Origin of the sequence: Algoriphagus alkaliphilus (assembly GCF_900103735.1) — a bacterium.
GTDB lineage: Bacteria > Bacteroidota > Bacteroidia > Cytophagales > Cyclobacteriaceae > Algoriphagus > Algoriphagus alkaliphilus.
This window is the reverse complement of record NZ_FMXE01000004.1, coordinates 53,794-71,792: the sequence shown is the minus strand read 5'-3', so window position 1 is coordinate 71,792 and position 17,999 is coordinate 53,794. Positions and strand designations below refer to the sequence as shown.

The following is a 17,999-nucleotide window of genomic DNA, read 5'->3' as shown; positions in this document are numbered from 1 at the left end:
TTTTAAAGTTTTAAAGTCCAAGTGACTTTATTGCTAATATCGTTTGAAAAACGGGATTTGAAGAACATTAAATTATGATTGGCACCCAAATTTAGATCTGAAGATCCCAAATCAATAAAATTCAGCCTTTGGTCTGAGGCCAGCTGAAAAAGCTGGTAAAGACAAATTTCTCCAAGATTCTTGACCGAAGTTTTGGGTTGAATCGCAGCGAGAAAATAATAAATAGAATCAGGCCAGAGTTTCACACCCAGTGTATGAGCAAGGGCTTTGCCTTCTTTAATAATACTGATCAGAAAGTACCTTTCCGGAAAATTTGAAACCTGAGAAATCAACCGCTTTTCATCAAATAAAATAGTATAGCCTCTTTCCTGATTCCAGGATTTGATTTCTTGAAGGAAACCAAAATTCGAAATCGGGCCAGTCTGAATACTTAATCCAAGTTCCTTGGATTTGGCAAGAAACTTGGCGTGGTCTTTTTGGACAAACTTTTTGATTTTCTTCTTCCCAATGAAAAAATGGTGACTAAGAAGGGATTCAAGCTCGAAACCATTTTTAAATAAGAGATAATTGATCAAGTCAAAATTGGCTTGGTAAGGTTTTGGAGCTTGAACAATCCGGATTGCAGAAACTCCCCGTTGTCTCAAAACATCCAAAACTGCTTTGATAAACTCATCCACCTCGGCTGATGACAGATTTTCTTCAACCCAAAGTCCACCAAAAGGACACAGCGGGAGTGAAACTGCCTCCAGGTTTTCAGAAATTGCCAAGGTTAGAGAGGCCTTGGTCTTTCCCTTTTTAACCCACCTGAAATCAAGTGGATTCGAATATCCGGCTGAAGGGAAGTTCCTTAGAAAATAAGCATCCCGCTCTCCCAAAGAAGAGACTACGCGTAATTCATGCCGGTTGGCAGTTTCTTTATTGAAGGCTTCCAAAGTAGTTTTTGTCTCGGATGTAATCCGCTTCTGAAAAAGCCCTGTCACCAAGTCCCAAAAGTACAGCATCTGCTGAAAAATGGATTTCAATCCAATTTAAGGGAGGAATGTAAAGGCCAACACCTGGCCTTTCAAGAATAAATACTGTCGTATTGCCGTCAAGGCCAATCACTTTGATTTCAAGCTTTCCCGCTATCGACACAATTACCTGTGACTCTTGCCAATGCGCGTGATTCCCACGGGATTCGCCTTCCTTTACCCCCGAAATCCAAAAACAGCGAAGTACTCCATTTGGAAAGAGTTGAAAATTTTCCCAAAAATGAACCGATCCGCTTTCATTGGCATGACCGGGAATCTCGATTTGCCAAGGAGCATGGTACTCTAGCCTCTTGTTATTCAATTCTGTAGTTGCCATAGCTAAAAATAAGACAATTCAGGTAAAGGCGAAGTTAGCCTACTGTTAATTTTATATTTTCAAGTCTTCATCTCACATGACACTTATGGGCCACTTCTCCGAAAATGAAACGCAATCAGATTCCTTTCTGACTTTGGCAGGGACAAGTGAGGGGAACTACAAAGACCGGGGCAGCAAGTTCCTTTACTTTGCTCTTCCTGTGAATCCTGAGGAAGAAATCAAATCGCTATCGGTCAGATTGGATTGAATAACTCATCAAGGAATCCCTCTTCCCTGAGTACATTGAAGATCTTCAGACAAGCCCAAGCATCCGTTGCAGCATAGCGCTGCTGCCTTTCTGTAAGGATTTCGGATTCCCAGTTAGAAACTTGCTCTGATTTGGAAATCCGGATTTTCAGCACCATTCCACTGAGATTTCGCACACCTACATTGTGAAACCCAACTTTCTTCAGCTCATCATTGAGATCAAAAAAAGATTGCGGATAAAAACTATCCGTCAATTTCCCCAATCCTTTCAGATCATCATTGACTGCAGCACCAATTTTTACCAGATTTTCCTTCTCCATCAAGTTGCGAAGGGATCCGGGGAAACCGATTTTATTGAGTCTGAAAAGAAATGCCTGCTCTGAAGTAGACAGCTGAAGCAACGAAACGTGGTTAAACTGCCCCTTTTTGAAGGAAGGTTTGGTCTCGGTGTCAAAACCAATAAGGTGCTGATCTTCTAAAAAGTCAACAGCCTCCTCCACCTGATCTGGATGATCTATTAAATAAATATCTCCCTCAAACTGCCCTAAAGGCAATTCGTTGACTTCTTCTTTACTAATACTATAAGGAATCATACCAACTCTTCTTCCGGCTCATAATAGTGGATCCCGATCTTCAAATAACCATATAAAATGGTCATAAACGGACTGATAATATTGAAAAAACAATAAGGCGCGTAAGTCAATGTGGCCACACCCAATACTGAGGCTTGTGTTGCACCACAGGTGTTCCAGGGGACTAAAACAGAAGTCACTGTCGCTGAATCCTCCAAAGTTCTACTGAGATTTTCAGGTTTGAGTCCTCGCTTCCGATAGATATCTGCGTACATTCTACCCGGCACGAGAATCGCCAGATACTGATCCGAAGTGGTGATATTGAAAAACACGCAAGTTGCGGCAGTAGAAGCAATCAGAGAACCTGCCGAATGTACTTTTTTAATCACAGCTTCAGCCAGTACCTGCAGCATACCACTTACCTCCATTACTCCTCCAAAAACCATCGCGCAAACAATCAACCAAATAGTATTCAACATTCCTGACATTCCTCCTGTGACCAGCAGTTCATTCACAATGTCATTGTCTGTCACTATTGCTGTCTCCCCATAGAGTGACATCATCACTGCCTTGAATCCCAAATAGGCATAGGAACCAGAATCATTGGCAATGGCGACTACGATTTCGGGTTGAAAAATAAGTGCAAAAACTCCTCCTAGAAGTGCTCCTGCAAGTAAAGCGGGAATCGCAGGGACTTTTTTTACAATCATCCCCAAAACAGCTAAAGGAACAAGAAAAAGCCAGCCTGAAATATTAAATTTCCCGGATATGGTATCTGAAATAGACTTCACATCATCCACACTGCCGGCAGTCTCATAGTTCAACCCGATGACCACAAATAAGATCAGCGTGATTGAAATGGAAGGTATTGTGGTTTTTGCCATATACCGAATATGTGTAAAAAGATCCGTTCCGGCCATAGCAGGTGCAAGATTTGTGGTATCGCTGAGTGGCGACATTTTATCCCCAAAATAGGCCCCTGAAATAATCGCTCCGGCGATTATCCCTTCTTCGAAACCCAATGCTTTACCGATTCCCAATAATGCCACACCTACCGTCGCTACGGTCGTCCAACTGCTACCTGTGGCTACTGATACAACTGCACTGATAATGCAGGCAGCCACAAGGAATATTTCGGGACTGAGGATTTTCAATCCATAGTAAATCATCGCAGGCACTATTCCGCTCAATAACCATGTACCTGCCAGTGAACCTATCAAAAACAATATCAGAATGGCACTCATTGCAGCGCTGATGCTCTTCACGATGCCATCCTGCAGCGCTTCCCATTGGATTTTAAGTCTGAAAATCGCAATAGACCCTGCCACAGCAGATGATAAAACCAAAACCAATTGATTGGAGCCAGCTAAACTATCAGTACCAAAAATCTGAATATTAATAACCAGAAGGATAATTAGAAAAATAATTGGTATCAGCGCATCAATAATACGCGGAGTTCTTTGCTGTACTTTCATTCAGTTTATTCGGAAGTTTAAAGGCTTTGAATCTAAGTAAAAAAAATCAATTACATTTTTGAAAGTAGCTGGGAAAGTTCTTTTCCTACTTGCCAGCCAATCGCAACACCCATTCCTCCAAGCCGTACAGCGACAGCCGTTTTCTTACCAATCGATTGAATCAGGGGACTTTTCTTCGGCCCGAAAGCCATAATACCAGTCCATTCCATATCCCATTCGAAATTCTTTCCGGGTAAAATCACTTCTTTTGCGAGATTTTCGAGGTGGCTTTTGATTTTTGGATTAGTCTCAAAATCGAGCGATTTTTCCTTCTCAAAATCTTTGTTTCGCGCTCCTCCCAATAAAAGTCGCCCGTCAATTTCCCGGAAATAAACAAATCCCTTGTCCATGTGAAAAGACCCTTTCCAAGGTAACTTTTCTGCCAGAGGCTTACTCAGCAATACGAGTCCTCGCCCGGGTTCCAATTCTGACTCTGGCCAAAGTTTTTTAGAAAAAGCATTTGTACATATCGCAACTTTTTCTCCCTTGAACTCAAAGACTTTATTTTTTCCGGAGTTTTCAGCCAAAACGATTCCCTCATCTTTCTGCACTTCCACTACTGACACGCCTGTCAATATTCTAATCCCCATTAATGAAGCTTTTTCCCAGAGTGCTCCCAAATAGGCTCCGGGGTCGAGTTCACCTTCAAAATTATTTTCAACGACCAGTTTGACCCGGTCAGAAAAACCTAATTTTTCAGGCCTTTTGACGAGGGAAAAGACATCTTTCTTAAAAAGCTTTTTGAGCATCTTGTTGACTTCACCTATTTGATCTGCTGCGGCTATATTTTCAGCCTCCAAAAGCTCGAAACCATGCGTATGCTGATACCGAAGCCTTGCGTCACCAAAATTTTTACGGATCTGCTGAAGCCCCATGTATCGCCTTTCCACCAAGGCAGTGACTTCTTTGGGACTCATACCCCAAAAGTCATCCAATATTTCTGTCAAGCTTCCAAAACAGGCAAAACCTGCATTTTTGGTGCTCGCACCGGTCGGAAAAACACCTTTCTCCAGGACCAGCACACTCGCTTTGGGCTTTTTCTTTTTGTAATTGATCGCAGTAGAAAGCCCTGTAAAACCTGATCCGATCACGATCAGGTCATAGCCAAAAAAGTTTTTTTGTTCCCAATAACTAAACATCTTTCAGCGGAAAGTTTAAAATTTGAAATGAGTTGCCTAATTTGAATCGAAACTACCTCATTTAAACCCAATAAACCATGAGAAAAATTGATTTACTTCTCGAAGAATATGGCGAAAGTCACCGCAATCAAACCAACAAATTGATTCATTGGTTTTGCGTGCCGGCGATTTTCTTCAGTGTAGTGGGGTTGATCTTCAGCGTTCCAGCCGGCCTCTTGCTTGAGCCCTTGTCGTTTTTACACAACTTCGCCAACTGGGCTACCATTGCATTGGCACTTACTCTTATCTATTACATTTCGCTTTCTGTGCCTTTGAGTATGGGAATGCTGTTTTTTTCAGCCTTGTGTCTTGCTTTGGCCAATTTCCTAAACATCGCTTTTCCGGGAAAGCTTTGGATTATAAGCATTGGAGTTTTTGTTATTGCTTGGATCATTCAGTTTTTAGGCCATAAAATCGAAGGAAAAAGACCTTCCTTTTTCAAAGACCTCCAGTTTCTACTCATTGGTCCTGCTTGGCTCATGCATTTTATATACAAAAAAATCGGAATTGCTTATTGAATTCTCTCAATCCTCTGGTGAATTGGGGAAAATCTCCTGAATCCGATCCATGGCAAGCCTGTTTTTAGAGGAATAAATACTGGTTAAAATTGACTTTTTCTCCCGAGCAGTCAATCGCCAATTCAAGGATGCCCGCTGCATTGTCTCCTGCGAACCTGTTAATTCTCCAATCTGAACATGCTCAGGAGCATATTCAAATTCGATTCGTTCCATCTCAAAAGGCATGGATTCATTCATGTAATTAAAAAGTACCTCATTTTGGATGGTCTGAACATTGTCCCAATTGATGTAAATATTTTTCAATGGGGTAAAGATTTTTTCAAAAATCCGGGGTGGTTCCGTTTTTGGAATTTCAATTGATTTTTCGGAATCACGGATAGAGACCAAGACCACTCCACTGGTATTTTTCGCAACCCACTCCTGAAATACGTACAGGAAGCGCAAAGCATCCTGGATACCAAAATTATCAGACAATCCAGTATCCATCGTCTCCATAGCCGGCTCCGAGGGCAATTCGACATTGGGAGTGATAAATGGGAATGTCGCACTCATTCTTAGTGCACTTAAAAACCTGAGATTTCCTGCGTCATGGGCAGCGAAAAAACGGAGAAAGTCGATGCTTTGCTTTTTTTCATCCATCCCGGTTTTCCCTAAAGTTGAACTCCCCAAAAAAGACATGGAGTGAGGGGAAATGACCAATTTCCGTCCATCATTGGTCACCAGTGTGGTGACCGGAAGCAATGGGATTTTTGCCAGAAATTCAGGATCACGATACGCATTTAGGGGTTTATCCAATATCCCATGTGTGTTGATGTTCAGCTGATTTTCAAAGGCAAAACCACGGTCTTTCAGGTGGCTATATCCTCCATATTCAAACCGCTGGTTTCGAATCAGCAAATCATTTACCAGCAACGTAAAAATGATTGGGTTGAGATTATCAGCAGAAATCTGATCCAAAAACTTGGTGTCTGTCGGATTGAAAGCCGAATCTGAAAGAGACCTCAAGTAAATCTCTCTGAAAAAAGCTTCCCCCAAAACTCCCCCGGAAGCTCCAGTGTACAACTCGGTATGCTTGGTGATTACCCCATTTGTCGCATGATGCATGGTCTGAAGGACATGAAGCGTCCAAAGTGCCGCGCGCTGTCCTCCTCCGCTGGCAGCCACTAGTACCAATTTTGGCAGGGAATCATTCGGGAATTTGGATTTCCAATTTTCGAGGATTCGTAGGGTGTTTTCCCTGTCCTTTTGCAGCGTATCCCGATGAATAAGCGAATCCAATCTTGCCAAAGAGTAGATTGCAGGTTGAATTTCATAATTGATTCCATATGCTTCGTGAGGACGATTTAAAAAAGAAAAATTCGAGAAATAATTGACTGAAAAAATAATCACAACTGCCACCAGCGTAGCCCAACTCCTCAACCAAAAGCTCATTGCCCCTACCAACATGATCAGAATCGCCAATAGCAAGGTCACACTCATCGCAGCGGGAAACTGCAGAATTTCATTCTCTTTGAAAATCCCCAAAAACAAGACGACAAATGTTAGGAAGATTTGAATCAGAAAGAGATTGAGGTGATTTTGATCAAATACCCGAAGCAATTGTTGTGTCTCAAATCGTGCAATATCCGGTCGGACATCCTTCAATTTCAATCCAAGATCCAGATACGTGAATACCTTATCTTTCCTGATTTTTAATTCTTTGTATTGGCTGAGAACTGTGGCCCGAGTCATCCGGACTTTGCGAAGTCTCATATCCAAACTACCTGCAAAAAGGATGAAAAAGTCTTTGTTTGTGAACGCAAAATATCCGAAGATCAACCCAAAGCTAAATATGCTTCCCAGGGAAAAACCAAAAAAATATTTCAGCACGACCCAGTCTGACGGTAGGTCATTATCCAGCTGGAAGACGACAAACTTTACAATGTACACCAAATAAAAAATCAGTGGAACTATCGAGTTATTTAAACAAAAATGAATGAAGGGTTTCGGAATAATAGCCAAAAACTTGAACTGCCTCCCGTCCATGATATAGGTGGTCATATGAAATGCCATCGTGAGAATGGCCAATCCTACTCCCATCAAAAAAAAACTCAACCAAGAAACCTCATACAGGTATTCCGGATCCAAAAAAAGAAATGGTATCCCAAGAACAACTCCAAACTGCTCAAGAATTACACCCAACAAAATCCCCCAAACAAAAACCAATGCAAGATTTTTCCGAAGGTGAAGAAGGAAAAGCTGGACAGGGAAGCTGTATAAAATTCTTTCTCGCATAGGTTTATTATTGAGAACAAGTTAATCTTTTTTGAGAAATTCACTTTACTCACACGGCAGGATTAGTTTATTATAAGTTTTTCGACTGACAATCAATGAATTGATAGATCCACTACTGTAAATACAAAAGATATCCGCAGAATTCATTCGACGCTTTAAAATAGAAAAAGTACCTTCGGGACTTTAAAACAGAAAAAAATGAGAACCTGGTTTTTGTGCAAAGTCAAATACGCAAAAGAAAATGAGGAAGGCTTGCTGAAGAGCATTTCCGAGCAATATTTGGTAGATGCGGTATCTTTTACGGAGGCCGAAGCGATTCTTTATGATCGCCTGGGATCTCAAATCAGAGGAGACTTTCAAGTAACCGGCATCAGCAAAAGTAATATCGTGGACGTATTTTTCTATGAGGATGCTGACCAATGGCATAAGTGTAAAATCACATATTTGATTGCAGATGGAGACAATGGAAAGGAGAAAAAAGTCACCCAATACATGATTGTCACTGCTGAGGATGTCAAACAAGCTTATGACAGAATTCAGGAAAGTCTAAGTAACATGCTGGTGAGTTTCCGTGTCCCGGATATTACCGAAAGTCCAATTGTAGAAGTTTTCCCATTCGAAAAAGACGAGGTAGCAGATCAACTACCTCCTGGTAATTTCAGACCTGTCACACCAATAGAAGAAGAATAGAAAAGGGGCTGTCTCATAACTGTTGCTTGTCACATTGAGTCTTAAATATTCTGCGAACATACAAAATGGAAATGACAGGATTTTTGAAGCCCAAAGCCATAAAAATCTTGATCTACGATTGAATTTTAGCTGCCTAGACAAAATATCGATCGGAAGGGCGCGGTGGGAGGATTTGCCCCTGCCTGTATTCTAAGGTTAAATCAAGTGGAATAGTACAATTTTTATTTTTTAAGCTGCATACTTGCAGAGCATTCTCATTTGGATAAAATAATTCAGTTTCCTTACCAATTCAATTAATATTCAAAATAGGTAGGGTTAGTTAAGCTTGAATTTGATTGGCATAGTCATTCGAGACCTCACTGGTCTACCATGATGCAGGGCAGATTTCCATCTAGGCGAATTTTGGACCACTTCTAAGGCTACTTTATCGAGAAAAGAATAGACTGATCTCACAACTTCCACATCCTGTATTCCTATATCTGTGTTGATGACAAATCTGAGAAATACGCTTCCTTCAATTCCCATTCGTTGTGACTGTTTCGGATAGGTGAGATTAGCTTTTAAGTAGGTGTACCAAGCATACATTCCACCTGGAAACTGCGCTTGTACTTCTGTGAAATCCAATATCTCCGCAGCAACATCTATAATCGGACGACCGGCTAGCTTGATCTCTGGAATTACCTCATCCCCTGGAAAATGGATATCAATAGTCAAGATGTCATCAAGTTCGATATCGTCATCTATCACTTTGATTTGGGGGGCTATTACAGGAGGTGGTGTCCCCGGAGGTACTTCAATAGTGATCGGGATTACTTCCGATTCCCAATTCGAATTAGCATTTGAAATATTAAGAAGAGGTTTTTCCTCATAAGCTTTCCATTCGAAAGCCACCAAAACGAATGCAATCGAAATCGCCAATCCAAGGTTGGAGATTGCGCCTGACCACTTGAGAAGGTCTGATTTGGGATTCTTTTTTAATTCCATGATTGTTAGAGAAATGTTTAAAAAAAATCACCAAAGAATTTTTGGTATAAGCTATTTCTCTAATGTTTATTAACTAGTTGAAAAGGAGGATCGGTGAGGGCAAAAAAAGACCCGATTTCTCGGGTCTAGTATGTGTTAGCTAAGTTTGAATCGAATTGGAAGTCTCATTCGAGTACGAACCGGACGGCCTCTTTGCTTACCAGGTTCCCACTTTGGAGCTTCTTGAACAACTTTAACAGCTTCCTCGTCACAACCCCCACCAATACCTCTCAAAACTTCTACGTCTTGAATGGATCCATCAGTGTTGATTACGAATACAACAATCACAGTTCCTTCAATGCCCATTCTTCTTGCTTGAGTAGGGTATTTTAGGTTTTTGGAAAGGTATGCATTCCATCCTGCCATTCCCCCTGGAGGGTTTGGCTGAGTTTCTACGACGTCAAAGATCTGATCTGCTTTTTCTACAACGGGAGCTTCAGAAATCACCACTTCCTTGATCACGGTCGTTTCTTTGACATCTACGTCAAAATTCACGTCGATTTTTTCTTCAATTTTAACCTCATCTGGAATTTCCTCGATGATAGGCTGCTCCATTGGAGGTGGCGGTGGCGGTGGCGGTGGCTGTTCGGTGATAGGTATATCTAGCAGCTCCTCGAAATTGTCATTCAAATCACCCAGGTTTTTAAGCCCTGAGTCATCAAATGACTTGTATTCGAAGGCAGCAAGAGTAAGACCTACAGCTACTGCTAAACCAAGATTGGTAAACATACCCACCTTCTTGGTTATATCAGCACTTGGAGACTTTTTTGCTTCCATGGTGAATTTGGTTTATACAGGTTAATTTATTTTTTCAAATTTTGAATAACAAGTGTAAGAATTATTGAAGATTAATCCAAAATGTATTTAATGTACGGCCATTTTAAATATCCTAACAATCCTAGACCAGCACCTAATGCATTGGCAATCATATCCATTAATTCAAACGATCGATAAGAGATAAATTGTTGTAAATATTCAAAACCAATTCCAACTAAGACTCCAAACAAAATGAAATTTCGCCAAATCTTCGGATTCTTGGATGAAACTTCGTTTTTGTCTATCCCTACTCCACTCCAGAGATAGCCCTGGATCAAAAACAAAATAATATGGACGGCCTTGTCTTGAAAATCAAATAGATCAGTTTCAGGAAACTTTGTTCCGGGTGTGAGCATGGCAAATGCCAATACGATCATCCAGGAAATAGCAAAGAAAATCCTCAATGATTCAGAAATTAAGCACCAACTAATTCAGCATATTCCGATGCGTCCAACAGTTCTGTGAAAGAGTCATTTGAGATTTTCACTTTTACCATCCATCCCGCTTCGTAAGGTGCTTCATTTACCAGTTCTGGCTCAGATTCCAATTTGTCGTTGAATTCAATGATTTCACCCGTGATCGGCATGAAAAGATCAGAAACAGTTTTTACAGCTTCCACAGATCCAAATACTTCACCTGCTTCAATCGTCTCACCCACTGTTTCAACTTCTACATAGACGATATCTCCCAATTCTTTTTGTGCAAATTCTGTGATACCGATGGTAGCTATGTCTCCCTCGATTTTAATCCATTCGTGGTCTTTGGTGTACTTTAGTTCTTGTGGAAAATTCATGATTTGTTCTTTGTTTGAGTCAAAATTAAAAGGAATCGCTTGAGTTTGAAATCTATTGAGATAAATTAAATCGTAACTGTCCACCAAAAGCTGTGGAGGTTCTCCTGAAGGCTGTGGTTACACGAGGATCATTGATCGTTCGCTCAAAGTAAATGGTCAGATTCAGGTTCTGATTGATCACATATCCTATGGTTGGGCGGATTTGAATATTTAGGTTGCCATTGGTTACGGTGCTGCCTTCTTCAATTTTTCGCTGAACTTGGCGTACATCCACAACCTTGGAATCCAATCGCAATTGGAGGTCGTTTTTAAGTACCTTTTGACTTCCCTGTATACTAAACGGGATTTTCACGCCGGCTTTTGTGTAGCCCAGTGTCAGGCCAAAGTCACTGCTTTTCTGCTCGGTTACTTGGGAGTTGGAGAAATTCAAACCAAGATTTCTTTCCCTGTTATAATTGATGGCCACATTCAGACGGTCTTTTGTCAGGATGTCAATCCCTATGAGTGGTGAAAATCTCTCGGATAGGACTACCTGATTCAACACGTAAATGGGGATAAACTGCCCGTCATCATTGGTAATATCAGGACGGCGAGCACTTTGTAGGGTATTGAAGAGTTCAAGACCTTGTTGATATTGTAGGGAGTTGGAAAAATTACTCACATCATAAGTGGAAGAATATGCATGGGTGAGATTAATGCTGCTGAATTTGTCACTCAGTCCTTTCAATCGGGATAATCCTCGATAATCCACTCTCCAGTTGGGAAGCGGTGTTTTCGGGAAAGGATTCAGGCTGACCTCATTCGGGTCTTTTCCCAAATAGGCTGCAAGAAATGACGGGATTAAGACATCTTGTCCATTTATTCCATAAACACCACCTACAGTTTCTCCATCCAATCTTTCCTTGATGATTGAACGGTACTTTTCAAAATTTCTGAAAAGAGGGGAGTTGTTCTGACTGTCGTCTTTTGCAAAAGCAGTCCCTATCATAATGCCTGTGATGGAATATGAGCCCAATCGGTTGGGACTGATACTTTGGTATTCGCCGGGGTTTTCCAGTGAGTTTCTGAAGATTTCTTGGTAATCCCCAACTTCCCTTTTTCTTGCCTCCAGCGTGACTCTAAAGTCCCGTATCGGCTCCAAAATTCCGGTCAGTCTTAGGTTCATGGCTCGATTCTGCTTGAAGGTCTGTGTCAACTCAGCACTTGGTGCAATATTTCCGTTTCCAGCAAGATCGTGTCTGATGTTTGGATTTTGACTGCCAAAAAGGAATGCCCACCCGGGATTGTTCCATGCTCTGTCCATTCCCAATAGTCCGGTATTTGGCATATATCCAGGCAGAAAAGTCCCATCGATTACTCCATAATTGAAGGTGATCTCCTTCGTCATCATCAGAAATTTCAACAGCTTATTGCTGAAGGGTGTGCCGATCGTATCCTCGGCATTTACTGTCGTCCGTCCGGGTATGCCGGGACGTTTGGGCGCATTCAAGGCCGCCAATTTCTTATTCTTATTGTAGAGCTTCATCAGATCAAACTTTCCGGTCAAATTTTGATCCCGGGTGTTTTGAATGATGTTTCCTAAGGTGTCTTTTTGGCCAATTGCGCCAGTTTTCCAATTGTAAGTGGTTACGTATCGATAGTCGGTCTGAATCCAATCTGTCATTGGAAGTTTATTCAGCGGAAGCGAATAGTTTAATGTAGCCCTATGATTGTAATTCATAGTTCTTCCGAATCTCCAGGCATTGTATTTTACCGAATCGCGTTTGGCTTCCGTATCCAGATCTCCTTTAGGTTCGTCAACTACAGCGCTGGCTTGGGATTCAAAATCAACTCTTAAGTTATCCGAAAGATCCCAGTTGATAATGAAAGACCGATTTATAAAGAAAGACTTCTGAAAAAGTGGATCAACCCCGCTGGTGCCAAGTTGATCGTTTCTGTACTGAGATCTCAGGAAGCGTCGATCCACGTCCACTCTGGCCAATAGCAGGGTAGGGGAAAGATTTAAGTTGAAATCCTTGATCAATTTGAGGAATGGGGAAGTCATCCCTTCCGAATTTTGAAACGGGGCGATTTTCCATTCCTTTGGCTGGAAGCTATAGGTGGCATTACCACGGTTAGTCTTGAAATTGTAATTTTCAATCTGTGCATTGGTCTGAGTCACTGATCCCATCGCATAGGAGAAAGCAAAATTCGAAAGGTCATAGACTCGATTTGGAGAATCCGTGTTCTTTTTGATTTTCCTGACATTATTGAAACTGATATTTCTTCTTTTCAGCTGATCCTGGGCGATTTCCCGGTATGCCTCCCGTTGTGCGTCAGTTTCATATTTGCCCAAAGCAACTTCAAATGGTACATCTGGATTCAATGGGTCGTATTCCGGTCTTGTGTTTGAATTCTCGATTGAGAAATACATTGGTATGCTGACTCCAAGTGCTTCGGGAAGGAGTTTGTTTACTTCTACGTTTGTGGATATATCGTACTGCGTAGTTGCTTGTCTGGTTCTTTGGGAAAGCCTTGTTTCCAATCCTCCAAAGCCAATGGAATTATGTCGAATAGACGCTGATACAACAGCCACATCGGCAATTTTCGCATTCAAATAAGCATTTGCAGCCCATCCATTACTTTTGGTAAAACCTGTTACACGAAGCTCATTCGCCCAAAAACAAAAGGATTTTGAAGACCCGATACCTGTACCCGGATTTCTTGCGCCAAGCATCATGCCTTGTACCATACTCAATTCCGGTCGTCCGACTACGGTAACTTTGTATTGTCTAATATTCTGAGAAAAAGGCAAATTCAAGGGGACCCGGTTGTTGTCCCGCTCTACTTTTACCCCGACGATCTCCTGGATTGCGATGTCTATCTCATTTTCAAGTGGCCATACTGCTCTTGGGTCATTTGTACCCAAAGGAGAAACGACAAGCGGCACTTCGATTTCATAGTAATTGTCTGTGTAATCAGTCCCTAATCGTAAGAAAGCGGAAATTTCTCCATCTTGGGCATCAAGACTATTGGCATGGAAGAACATTTTAATACGCTCATATTGTACGAGATCTATGGTGAGATTTCGGAATACTGCCCGGGCATCTTTCGGTGCCAAATCCTCCACGCATACTCTCAAGGATTGTTCATTCAGTCTTCTTTCAACAGTAGAAGTATTGTCACGGTCTCGGATAATTCCTGGGGGTAATACATAGGGACTGTGTTTGTCACTTCCTTGGGCATTTTGCTCAATATTGACCACATCCACCACCACATTGGAAAAGTCCGGTTCGGGGATTTCGAAGAATCCTTTTTCGAAGAGCGATTCCTGAAATACCCTCCATTGACTGGCTACCATTCTGAATTCGGCCATGCGAAGTACGACAGGTTGTGCAAAGTCCGTCAAATAGGTTCGCATCCACCGGATGGATTTGAATCCTACGATGTCACCTTGTACGCGGTCAGGCTGGCGGACAGGAATCCTGAAAAGGTACCAATTGATTTCTTCCCCTCCCTCATTGTTTGTGACCTGATCCACGATGTAATTTTCACCTACATTTAGCTGTCCTGGCCTGAGATCTACTTCATATTCATAGTAGTTTTCCAGTTCATTGATGGTGTTGTCGGCATTCAAATCCTCGTTGTCAGGCGTATTGCCACCTGAGGCGGTGTAGGGAAGACTGGGATCAGCTGAGACAGGCGTGTTGCCTTCCATCCCGTTGAATTTCTTGTAACGCTCTAGGATTTTTATGTCGGCCTGATCGAATTTATCATCCAAATAGTACTGAAAAGAGTCAGCAGACACATCTTGCAAAATGGCATTGCGAGCCTGTTGCGATACATTGAGGCGATCCACGAATCTGCTTTGAAAAAAAGCAGGTTCATCCTCGTTTTTCAATCCATCCAAGCCCACATCTTGATTGACTCGGGAAGATTGTGAATTGTCAAAAGCAGGAATCAAAAATTGCTTTCGTGTGATACGTCCCCATTCATTTTGACCAGTTTCAGTTGGATTTCCGTCCGCAGGCAGGCCGTTTTCAAAGGCATGGCTGCCATCCTTCATCACATCTTCGGATATGTCGCCAAGATTGATGAAGAGTTTTCCTCCTGTGGTGTTATTTTGATTGAAAATGCCGTCCAATACCCGCCCATTTTCTCCTTTTAGAAATGGGTCCATGAGCCAGAATTCAATGTACTCGATATTAGTTCTATCAAAGTCAACTTCCGTAGTTATTGCGCGGGTGACCCCACCATAGTTTAATCTAGGATTTGGTAAAAAACCGTTGAAATCCAAGTTTGGATTGTAATTAAACATTCCCCGTTCGCTTGGGAAAAAAGCTAATTCAAAAAGCGGCTGAGGAACCACAATTACATCCCGGTCTTGGTTTTTGAAAATTTCCTGCGGGATTACTCGCCTTACGTAATGGTTTCTCCGGTCTTGAGAGCTCAAATTGGCAGGTACTCCGGGACCGCTATCTCTATAAAAAATATTATCAATGGTATACCATGCTAGGCGAGCTCTTCGAAATGCGTTTCCAAGATTATCTTCGGTTTGGTTGCTTAGGTCAAACTTGTTGTCTTGCGTTTTAGGGGTGGATGAAAGTTTCCAATTCTGGTTTGCGGCGGCCCCTAAGTAGAACGGTGTGACAGCGGCTTCAAAGTCATCGATGTAAGAAGCAGCGTCTCCATCTACCGTATTGGAAGTGCCGGGAATCAAGTGGGCGAATTCAGCATTGAATTGTACAAGTGATTTCTCTTTGGTGTTGGTGAATGGTAATGCATCCGCGAGCTTAGTAAGCCACCTTGATTCATCATTGAAATTAACATCCAAGCCCCAAAGGCTGTTTCTCAGGGTCTCATTCCCTGTGGCAATTCGGGTGATGTTTGGACGCTCATTGAGAAACAAAAACGTACCACCGATATTGAGTTTTTGACTGGCCAAATAATCCAGTCTGGTGCCCAGAAGACTTCGCGTCTGGAAGGATACCAAATCGGCTTTTTCGAAGCTCACATTGATTTGCTTTCCGGATTGTAAAATGGCGTCGTTGATGATTACCAATCTTCCAACGTTGTAATCAATGGTGAAATCCACCCCTTCGGTCAATGGAATGTTGCCCGCTTGTACTATTACAGATCCCGGAGCGATATTCAATCCCGGAAGCTGAATTTCACTTGCTGAACCAGCCGTGAGTCTTCCTTTGATAAAATATTTATTCAATCTGGTCACAAGTTCTGCATCTGCCTGAGTGGTACGGTAAAGTGTGTCATAGACATACTTATCCTTCAGGACCAGTTCCCCGGGAAGAAAATTTTTCGCCAAATTAGACCCAAAGGGTTCCAGGACAGGGAAAATCAATAAACCCCGATTGGAGATCATGGTCAGCCCTTCCACAAAATCAAAATTTCCATCCGGAGCAGGATCGTTCTGAGGATTGAGATTGTCCAGTCCTGTCAGTCGAATCAGGGGTTTGTCTTTGACATTTGCGCCTTCTAAAAGAGATGGATTATCCAAACCTGTGCGGTCATCCCTGTAAATCACCTGAAGCTGGAAACCATCCCGCAAAATCTGGCTGGCATTCAGACTATACACGTTTTTCATCATCAGATCCCAGGTGGGAACTCGGGTGTTAATCCGTGCAGGGCGGAGAAGTTTGAGGAAAATGAGTTCGTCTTCCCTTCGTGTTTGGTAATCTTCGGTCAGTTCACCGACTTTATAGACTTGACCATTGTAGGTGTATTCGTAAGAAACCGCCAGTACTTCATCGTTCTGGAGTCTTCTGAAAAGTGAAACATAACCCAACTGTGGGTTAAAGAAGAATTCCGTCTGATCTAGTTTTCTTGCTCCGTTGATCTGCTCAAAGTCGACCCCTTTTCTTATTCCGAGGCTTGATTCTATGGCTCTTGAACCGGTGTCGAAAGGGCGGAAAGAAGGATTTTTACCGATATTAGAATAGAGCAAATTGGCGTTGTTGCCTGCTGGGGCTCCGGGTATGCCTGTACCGATTGCTGGGTTTGAAGGATTCAAAAGCACACGTCCTTCTCCTAAATCCATAAAGGCGGCAAAATTTCGGAGTGTTTCCGTATTTGTCGCCCTGTTCATGATATACACTTCTATTCTGGTCACATTCACTCCCGAAAGCACCTGAGGAAGTCCTCTTAGCCAGCGTTCGTAATTATCTCTAAAGAAATGGGACAAGAAAAAGTGGCGGTTTTCATCATATCGCGATGCCTGAATATCGAAGGCTCTGCCTTGTCCATTTGCATCAATCACCAAATTATCTCGCCGGCCTCTTTGAGTAGAGGCCACAGCGGTGACATTTAATTTTCCAAAACGCATTTGTGTCTTTACACCGAAGAGATTCTGAGCGCCTTGAATCAACCTGTTCTGAATAGGCATACTTACATTCCCTATTTCTACAGATTGGAGAATGTCCTCATCGAAGCCATCATACTCGACTTTTAGCTGATTTTGAAAATCGAAGGAATTGTTGGAATCAAAGTTGGCAGCGATTTTCATCTTTTCACCCATCGACCCGTTGACGGCCATTTGGATCTGTTGCTGAAAATTAAAGCCTCCGTTCTGCTGCTGACGTATAGGGAGTGTTGGATTGTCAATTCGGCGGAAGATCGCCCCAAAGTCGAGGTTGACATAACCCGTCGGGACGATATTGATTTCACTACCTCCGAAAATCCGGTCAAATGATGGACTGACAGTCAGCGGAGGGATCAGGCTCCGACCTTCGACAGCACTTTCGCCGTCCATTGCCCTCGCTCTAGATCGCCAGTAGTCTTGCCTGACCTGATATTGCTGGATTTCAGAAAATCGTTCGAAATCATATTCTTGCTCATTTCCGAATCTTGTGGTGTCAAGTTGATCGACAATATTGTATCGAAGGGTGGAATCGATCAGTACAGTTACTTCCTGAGCTAGTGGTGGAGCTGGTATAAATGGAGACTTAGGAAGAAGAAAAGGATTCCTATAGGGGTACAAGGGATTAGTTCTCATGTTTTGCCAAAGCAAAAATGAGGGCAAAAGTCTACGAATA

Annotated in this window: 14 protein-coding genes; 3 read left to right on the top strand and 11 right to left on the bottom strand. The window is 42.2% G+C overall.

Translation table 11 applies throughout. The annotated features are described in order from the left end of the window. Nucleotides 1-2: 2 nt before the first annotated feature. Together BLQ81_RS02880 and BLQ81_RS02875 are read right to left on the bottom strand one after the other, a co-directional pair. The gene (locus BLQ81_RS02880) at nucleotides 3-1,001 is read right to left on the bottom strand and encodes a hypothetical protein (RefSeq protein ID WP_175454158.1); all 999 of its coding nucleotides are present in this window, start codon (nucleotides 999-1,001) and stop codon (nucleotides 3-5) included. Then, nucleotides 916-1,347 (bottom strand): sugar 3,4-ketoisomerase, encoded by a 432-nt coding sequence (locus BLQ81_RS02875; RefSeq protein ID WP_092728451.1) that lies wholly within the window; start codon nucleotides 1,345-1,347, stop codon nucleotides 916-918. The genes BLQ81_RS02880 and BLQ81_RS02875 overlap by 86 nt, the downstream gene beginning before the upstream one ends. Before the next feature lie 76 nt (nucleotides 1,348-1,423). Between BLQ81_RS02875 and BLQ81_RS22180 the strand changes: the two genes are divergently transcribed. After that, nucleotides 1,424-1,594, top strand: a complete 171-nt coding sequence (locus tag BLQ81_RS22180) for a hypothetical protein (RefSeq protein ID WP_175454157.1) — start codon at nucleotides 1,424-1,426, stop codon at nucleotides 1,592-1,594. Here BLQ81_RS22180 and BLQ81_RS02870 read toward each other — a convergent pair. Genes BLQ81_RS02870 through BLQ81_RS02860 form a run of 3 tightly spaced genes read right to left on the bottom strand, consistent with a single transcriptional unit; the run spans nucleotide 1,581 to nucleotide 4,818 of the window. Further along, nucleotides 1,581-2,186, bottom strand: a complete 606-nt coding sequence (locus BLQ81_RS02870; RefSeq protein WP_092728450.1) for a 3'-5' exonuclease — start codon at nucleotides 2,184-2,186, stop codon at nucleotides 1,581-1,583. The two genes, BLQ81_RS22180 and BLQ81_RS02870, sit on opposite strands and share 14 nt — an antisense overlap. After that, nucleotides 2,183-3,640: a Na+/H+ antiporter NhaC gene (gene nhaC / locus BLQ81_RS02865; protein WP_092728449.1), complete on the bottom strand. Its 1,458-nt coding sequence runs from the start codon at nucleotides 3,638-3,640 to the stop codon at nucleotides 2,183-2,185. Before nhaC ends, BLQ81_RS02870 begins: the two co-directional genes overlap by 4 nt. Nucleotides 3,641-3,690: 50 nt before the next feature. Then, the gene (locus BLQ81_RS02860; protein WP_092728448.1) at nucleotides 3,691-4,818 is read right to left on the bottom strand and encodes an NAD(P)/FAD-dependent oxidoreductase; all 1,128 of its coding nucleotides are present in this window, start codon (nucleotides 4,816-4,818) and stop codon (nucleotides 3,691-3,693) included. 77 nt (nucleotides 4,819-4,895) lie between these two features. Here BLQ81_RS02860 and BLQ81_RS02855 point away from each other — a divergent pair, with 77 nt between their 5' ends. Then, nucleotides 4,896-5,375, top strand: coding sequence for an Mpo1 family 2-hydroxy fatty acid dioxygenase (locus tag BLQ81_RS02855; protein WP_092728447.1), 480 nt, complete (start codon nucleotides 4,896-4,898; stop codon nucleotides 5,373-5,375). A 6-nt stretch (nucleotides 5,376-5,381) separates the two neighbouring features. On the opposite strand, the gene BLQ81_RS02850 is transcribed toward BLQ81_RS02855, so the two are convergent. After that, the gene (locus tag BLQ81_RS02850) at nucleotides 5,382-7,649 is read right to left on the bottom strand and encodes a patatin-like phospholipase family protein (protein WP_092728446.1); all 2,268 of its coding nucleotides are present in this window, start codon (nucleotides 7,647-7,649) and stop codon (nucleotides 5,382-5,384) included. Nucleotides 7,650-7,847: 198 nt separating this feature from the next. On the opposite strand from BLQ81_RS02850, the gene BLQ81_RS02845 reads away from it, so the two are divergent. Continuing rightward, a complete protein-coding gene (locus tag BLQ81_RS02845; protein ID WP_092728445.1) occupies nucleotides 7,848-8,339 on the top strand; it encodes a DUF4494 domain-containing protein in 492 nt (163 codons plus the stop codon). Between the two features lie 315 nt (nucleotides 8,340-8,654). On the opposite strand, the gene BLQ81_RS02840 is transcribed toward BLQ81_RS02845, so the two are convergent. The 5 genes from BLQ81_RS02840 to sov all read right to left on the bottom strand — a co-directional run bounded on the left by BLQ81_RS02840 (nucleotide 8,655) and on the right by sov (nucleotide 17,959). Next, a complete protein-coding gene (locus tag BLQ81_RS02840; RefSeq protein ID WP_092728444.1) occupies nucleotides 8,655-9,323 on the bottom strand; it encodes an energy transducer TonB in 669 nt (222 codons plus the stop codon). A gap of 135 nt (nucleotides 9,324-9,458) precedes the next feature. Next, nucleotides 9,459-10,139 (bottom strand): energy transducer TonB, encoded by a 681-nt coding sequence (locus BLQ81_RS02835; RefSeq protein ID WP_092728443.1) that lies wholly within the window; start codon nucleotides 10,137-10,139, stop codon nucleotides 9,459-9,461. Between the two features lie 71 nt (nucleotides 10,140-10,210). Beyond that, on the bottom strand, nucleotides 10,211-10,582 hold the full coding sequence (locus BLQ81_RS02830) for a VanZ family protein (RefSeq protein ID WP_139183552.1): 372 nt from the start codon (nucleotides 10,580-10,582) through the stop codon (nucleotides 10,211-10,213). Nucleotides 10,583-10,593: 11 nt separating this feature from the next. Next, nucleotides 10,594-10,971 (bottom strand): glycine cleavage system protein GcvH, encoded by a 378-nt coding sequence (gene gcvH, locus BLQ81_RS02825; RefSeq protein ID WP_092728598.1) that lies wholly within the window; start codon nucleotides 10,969-10,971, stop codon nucleotides 10,594-10,596. A 52-nt stretch (nucleotides 10,972-11,023) separates the two neighbouring features. Further along, nucleotides 11,024-17,959: a T9SS outer membrane translocon Sov/SprA gene (gene sov, locus BLQ81_RS02820; protein ID WP_245693147.1), complete on the bottom strand. Its 6,936-nt coding sequence runs from the start codon at nucleotides 17,957-17,959 to the stop codon at nucleotides 11,024-11,026. Nucleotides 17,960-17,999: the final 40 nt, after the last annotated feature.

What these genes read in the sequence shown, in the direction of transcription:
- BLQ81_RS02880 (WP_175454158.1), bottom strand. Translation starts at nt 1,001, where the DNA reads ATGCTGTACTTTTGGGACTTGGTGACAGGGCTTTTTCAGAAGCGGATT.
- BLQ81_RS02875 (WP_092728451.1), bottom strand. Translation starts at nt 1,347, where the DNA reads ATGGCAACTACAGAATTGAATAACAAGAGGCTAGAGTACCATGCTCCT.
- BLQ81_RS22180 (WP_175454157.1), top strand. Translation starts at nt 1,424, where the DNA reads ATGACACTTATGGGCCACTTCTCCGAAAATGAAACGCAATCAGATTCC.
- BLQ81_RS02870 (WP_092728450.1), bottom strand. Translation starts at nt 2,186, where the DNA reads ATGATTCCTTATAGTATTAGTAAAGAAGAAGTCAACGAATTGCCTTTA.
- nhaC (WP_092728449.1), bottom strand. Translation starts at nt 3,640, where the DNA reads ATGAAAGTACAGCAAAGAACTCCGCGTATTATTGATGCGCTGATACCA.
- BLQ81_RS02860 (WP_092728448.1), bottom strand. Translation starts at nt 4,818, where the DNA reads ATGTTTAGTTATTGGGAACAAAAAAACTTTTTTGGCTATGACCTGATC.
- BLQ81_RS02855 (WP_092728447.1), top strand. Translation starts at nt 4,896, where the DNA reads ATGAGAAAAATTGATTTACTTCTCGAAGAATATGGCGAAAGTCACCGC.
- BLQ81_RS02850 (WP_092728446.1), bottom strand. Translation starts at nt 7,649, where the DNA reads ATGCGAGAAAGAATTTTATACAGCTTCCCTGTCCAGCTTTTCCTTCTT.
- BLQ81_RS02845 (WP_092728445.1), top strand. Translation starts at nt 7,848, where the DNA reads ATGAGAACCTGGTTTTTGTGCAAAGTCAAATACGCAAAAGAAAATGAG.
- BLQ81_RS02840 (WP_092728444.1), bottom strand. Translation starts at nt 9,323, where the DNA reads ATGGAATTAAAAAAGAATCCCAAATCAGACCTTCTCAAGTGGTCAGGC.
- BLQ81_RS02835 (WP_092728443.1), bottom strand. Translation starts at nt 10,139, where the DNA reads ATGGAAGCAAAAAAGTCTCCAAGTGCTGATATAACCAAGAAGGTGGGT.
- gcvH (WP_092728598.1), bottom strand. Translation starts at nt 10,971, where the DNA reads ATGAATTTTCCACAAGAACTAAAGTACACCAAAGACCACGAATGGATT.
- sov (WP_245693147.1), bottom strand. Translation starts at nt 17,959, where the DNA reads ATGAGAACTAATCCCTTGTACCCCTATAGGAATCCTTTTCTTCTTCCT.